At 56.1% G+C, this 4,181-nt stretch carries 5 protein-coding genes and 1 pseudogene; 1 reads left to right on the forward strand and 5 read right to left on the reverse strand.

The window, feature by feature from the left end; translation table 11 throughout:
- Window positions 1-642: 642 nt before the first annotated feature.
- From DC522_RS32645 to DC522_RS32660, 5 genes and pseudogenes are all read right to left on the reverse strand, one after another.
- Complete coding sequence (locus DC522_RS32645; RefSeq protein ID WP_205769907.1) at window positions 643-1,188, reverse strand: phosphoadenosine phosphosulfate reductase family protein; 546 nt, start codon at window positions 1,186-1,188, stop codon at window positions 643-645.
- Between the two features lie 7 nt (window positions 1,189-1,195).
- Window positions 1,196-1,351: pseudogene (locus tag DC522_RS36640) on the reverse strand (IS3 family transposase); the annotation flags it as partial.
- 213 nt (window positions 1,352-1,564) lie between these two features.
- Complete coding sequence (locus DC522_RS34495; protein WP_133239452.1) at window positions 1,565-1,843, reverse strand: hypothetical protein; 279 nt, start codon at window positions 1,841-1,843, stop codon at window positions 1,565-1,567.
- Between the two features lie 150 nt (window positions 1,844-1,993).
- Window positions 1,994-2,140 carry a hypothetical protein gene (locus DC522_RS35280; RefSeq protein WP_165820431.1) on the reverse strand — a complete coding sequence of 49 codons (147 nt, stop codon included), beginning with the start codon at window positions 2,138-2,140 and terminating at the stop codon, window positions 1,994-1,996.
- Window positions 2,141-2,910: 770 nt separating this feature from the next.
- Window positions 2,911-3,939 carry an LLM class flavin-dependent oxidoreductase gene (locus tag DC522_RS32660; protein WP_116532579.1) on the reverse strand — a complete coding sequence of 343 codons (1,029 nt, stop codon included), beginning with the start codon at window positions 3,937-3,939 and terminating at the stop codon, window positions 2,911-2,913.
- On the opposite strand from DC522_RS32660, the gene DC522_RS35585 reads away from it, so the two are divergent.
- On the forward strand, window positions 3,931-4,181 hold a 251-nt coding region (locus tag DC522_RS35585), incomplete at its 3' end, for a hypothetical protein (protein ID WP_205769909.1). The two genes, DC522_RS32660 and DC522_RS35585, sit on opposite strands and share 9 nt — an antisense overlap.

Raw genomic sequence — 4,181 nt, forward strand, 5'->3', positions numbered from 1 at the left:
CGCCCTGCTGATGGAGCCGAATATCGGCGGTCGGCCAACCAAAAGTGCCACGAACAACTCCGACCTCAATTCGCATCAATTCCCCTACTTTCACTTCGATTCAATAGGCCGGCGTCGGCGCTTAGAGAACCCTCATCCCACCAACTAGGAGGCTTAGCTTTCGAGAAGCTGACAATTCGCAAAGAATTCACAATGAGCGTAAGCGCGAAGCCCACTCCATCTCACACGCCGTAAGGTGGAAAGCGAGAGATGTTGACTTGAGTAGCTGCGGAGCTTTCGATGCCAGTTTCTATATCCGCGCTTATGACTGACGATAAACCTGTCCATCTCCTCGATGCGGTTCCGAACCGCTTTTACGCTACGCCGACCAGCGCAATCACTCTTTCATAGCGCGTCTCGACGATGCGTCGAGTGTACCTTGTAGGCCAATAGAGGCCGCGGCGGTATAGCGGAGATTGCGGAATGCTCCGCGATGATGTCCGCGTCGGCTTTGTTCACTGCTTGCTGCTGCATGGTTAGCGTCAGCTGCTCCGTGTTCGCAGCTATGGGTGTGCGACATCAGTCTGTGTTTATCTTCTCGACTGGGGAATCAGAACGGAGAATGGTTGGTGATGGCTTCAAGCTCCGGAACTCTTCGCGAGATCAGAGCAGTCGTGTTCGGATTAGAACGCCATAGCAGGAGAGCCAGCCCTGTGTGTGCACGGCAGAGCCGCGCGTAGACGGCCTCAATCCCTGCCGCACGCCGTGCTCGGTGGCGTGAACGATGAGGTCGACGCCTATTTTCGCTGTGCTCCGGTCACAAAACGCAATTATCTCGCGGAACTTCCCGGTACTGGTGATGTGCAGCAGAGAAAACAGCGGCTTTGAGGGATAAAAAGCCTTTAACGCCCGGTGCAGCACCATGGAGCTGTCCTTGCCGACCGAATAGGGCACCATCGGTCGGCGGAATTGGGCGCCCACTTTCCGAATGATGTAGATCGCCTCGGCCTCGAGAGATTCGTAATGGATGTTGTGGGTTGTTCTCTTTTGCAATGCATACATCCTGGTCTTCTCACGTCGAAAATAGGGCTCTATTGGACATGCCGCCTCGTCCGCCGTCTGGGATTCTGAGACAGCAAGCAGCCCGATCCAGAGGAACTTCCGGGCCATTGGGGTTGCGAATTGCGGGGCCTGCAACTGTTGCTGCAAGCGAACGTCATGGATGATCTATAGCTTGACCCATTTTTTGCTCCTTCAGGATGATCTCACCGCGGCTGAAGTAGACGTCAGCCGGTGTCAGATTCCTCGGGTTTCCGTGGGAGCGCTGGTGATTATAGTGCTCCACAAGCACATCAATTGGAGCCTCCAGATCACGGGCAGAAGGTGGTTCGCAGGACCGCTACGCCTCCCCATGCCGGAACTGCCGCGACTGCTCTGGCATCTGGTCTGGGAGCGGCCGCGTGCGGTCGAGGCCGCCGAGTACTGGTCGACCCGGGCGCCGGCGCCGTCAGCAGTGTGCGCGAAAATGCCACTGGCGCAGGCGCATCCGGCACCGATCCAATACCCGGCTGGAATATTGATCTGATCAATGTCCGCGAACGGGTGAATGCCGGGAGAACTGCGAATGGACTGGAGCACTGACCCCGGGCATGTCGCTGCCATCGGGCATCGGCACTCCGATGATCTTGCACGTCGCGTCGACGCCAATCTGGCTGATCAGAAAGGCGATCTGACCGGGCAGGCCGTCGTTGTTGGCCGCCGCGGCTGCCGATAAGGCTGCATTGTGAACTTCCTCGTCGAGGCTGCTGTCAGACAGTCCGTGTGACAGGGCAAGTCTCACTAGTTCCGCAATGAGAGTAGGCATCGGTGCCCCATTCGTATGAACAATGGGAAGAGAAGTACCATGTAGTATCTGTCTAAAGAGGCACATCAAAAGCGAACTCGCCGGCCATCACAAGAACGCCGAGGCGGTCGATCTCACTGATGAAACGGTAAGCCGAACGAAATCGTTTGATCATTTGTTCAGCGCGTTGGACACGATCGTGTCGCTCTTAGCTCCGAATTCGTGCATTATCGTCGGTGGAACCGCCAGAGTGATCGATTTGGGCATGCCGAAGACCTCGTCGACAATCGCGCCCTGTTGCTCAATGTCGATCAGCATCCCAGTGCGGCGTGCGCTGCGCTGGTCAATCTCATCAACGAGGGACGCGGCGGATAGCTCGTAGCTCGTAGACGGCGCTCTTGGCGGCTTTTAGCGTCTACTTCTTCGCATGCTGTAGCGGGCCGCGGACAACTTCGCCGAGGTGGCGGCGTCCATTCCGCCGGCGTTTGATGTAGCAGACGATGGCGAGCTTAGTAAGCCATGATTTGCTGACTCGCGCAACGCTTCGAGCTTTTCCGGTGAGACTTCTCGAGTCGCATCTACGCCCATGTTAGGTTTCCCCTTCCGTGGTTGGAATAAACAAATGACTCGCTGTTGCTGAGATTTTGGGAAGGTAAAAGAGTCACTGTTGTTGATGCAGCCGCGTCCAAATGAGCTTGCTAGTTTTATACTGTGCACGCTCGAGTTTGCCGATGCTAAGTTTAGTTTGCCGATGGGCGGGAGCGCCTTCCGCTCGCAACGCCAAGATGCCGGGTTCCTCACGCTTGTAGATCACAGTCCGCTTGTGACAACGGCCCGCCACCAGAGCGATCCGCTTAGGCTTTGATTCCAACGATCCAGTCCAGGCAGTCAGTGCCGCGGACGCGCTTGCCACTTTCACCTCTCTCAAGACCTTGCCCGTCGCTGCCACTTCGCACACGCTTGAGCATTTCACTGACACATCAATCCCGCCATATAATGACATGGTCATCCCCGCAGGTTGGTTGGAGGGCGTCGAGGAGCATCGCCACGACGAATTGATCACCAAAGTCGGACAGCGAATTTCATTGTTACCCAAAACGCTCCATGATCTCGGCTTGAAGCGCCTTTGCGGTGTATAGAGAAGCATCTAGTTGCAGGTTCCCAAATGCGAGTTGACAAAGAAGGTAGTTGGCACCTGCCACCTCCAGCTGATTAAGAAGAATCTGTCGCACAGAAGCTGCCGTTCCTGCTACACACAATTCACTCTCGACTGCTGCATCGAAGGTTAGCGGCAGGTTTGGGGGAGTCGGGATGGCATTAAGGTCGTAAAGGTACTTAAAGCTCCTGAGCCATTGTTCGTAAGCAGATGCCGCGAGTGAGTAGGCGTGTGTGTCAGAACTCCCGATCACGACCATGCGGAGCAATCCCAGAAATGGCGCTTGATGGTCCGCATCAGTTTTGTGCTCTCGAGTGGCGCGGAAGGCATCAGTAATTCTTCGAACAGAAGAGGAAGGTCCTACGCAGGCGATATTTGCGCCATTCGCAGCGGCCCAGCCTGCGCTCTCGGGTTGATTGGTGGTGATCCATATCGGCGGATGTGGGCGCTGATGAGGTCCTAGCGTCAAAGGAACGCCGTTCAGCTCAAAATGGTGGCCTTTATAGGACCGCGTGCCGCCCTTCATCGCCTCAATAAGGATTTCGCTGGCTTCCGCATAACGGCCTGGGGCCGCGTTCGCGCCAATCCCGAAATAACGCAGTTCGATCGGGAGAGAGCCGCGTCCGATACCCAGCTCGAGCCTGCCACCGCTCAATTGATCCAGCATACAGATCTCTTCAAACGCACGCAGCGGATGTGAAAGGACAAGCAGCATTACTAACGGGCCAACACGAAGTCGTCGTGTCCGCTGTTCAACACTCGATAGGAAGACGTTCGGCGATGGACCTCTTCCATGCGGTGTACAGTGGTGCTCTGCGAGATGGTATGCATAGAAACCGAGGTGATCACACGCCTCCGCTAAGGCTAGGCGAGCTGCGTATTGTCGGGCGATGTCGCCGCCGTCATCATCGAGATGATCGAAGATGCCGCAGGTTAACTTCGAAGGAGAGACGTGTCTCACTCAATTATCTCCAAGTTCGCGCAGGATTTTGACGTACGTTTGTTTAGGGGCGCACAGGATTTTGCACTCACTGCATTTTGCGCTTCTGATGCCATCGGTTTACGAGGCGCTATTCGGCGTCTGCGGGTCGGTTCTGCATTGCTTGTGGCCAGCTTGGCGATTTTGCAGGTTGCGATGCGCGCCCTCACTCGGCGGGTGCGCGATCGGTGGTTGGCCGGTCACTGTCTCGGCAAGCTGATGGC

The organism is Microvirga sp. KLBC 81 (assembly GCF_003075415.1).
Taxonomy (GTDB): domain Bacteria; phylum Pseudomonadota; class Alphaproteobacteria; order Rhizobiales; family Beijerinckiaceae; genus Microvirga.